The 481-nt window shown below is 52.8% G+C and carries 1 rRNA gene; it reads left to right on the plus strand.

What is annotated here, in order from left to right:
* Positions 1 to 481, plus strand: a 16S ribosomal RNA gene (locus ACTHSL_RS12955); the annotation flags it as partial.

Raw genomic sequence — 481 nt, forward strand, 5'->3', positions numbered from 1 at the left:
GTGTATAAGAGACAGCCTACGGGTGGCAGCAGTAGGGAATCTTCCGCAATGGACGAAAGTCTGACGGAGCAACGCCGCGTGAGTGATGAAGGCTTTCGGGTCGTAAAACTCTGTTGTTAGGGAAGAACAAGTGCTAGTTGAATAAGCTGGCACCTTGACGGTACCTAACCAGAAAGCCACGGCTAACTACGTGCCAGCAGCCGCGGTAATACGTAGGTGGCAAGCGTTGTCCGGAATTATTGGGCGTAAAGCGCGCGCAGGCGGTCCTTTAAGTCTGATGTGAAAGCCCACGGCTCAACCGTGGAGGGTCATTGGAAACTGGGGGACTTGAGTGCAGAAGAGGAAAGTGGAATTCCAAGTGTAGCGGTGAAATGCGTAGAGATTTGGAGGAACACCAGTGGCGAAGGCGACTTTCTGGTCTGTAACTGACACTGAGGCGCGAAAGCGTGGGGAGCAAACAGGATTAGATACCCTAGTAGTC

This window comes from Neisseria sp. P0008.S010, assembly GCF_051962715.1.
Classification (GTDB): Bacteria; Pseudomonadota; Gammaproteobacteria; order Burkholderiales; family Neisseriaceae; genus Neisseria; species Neisseria elongata.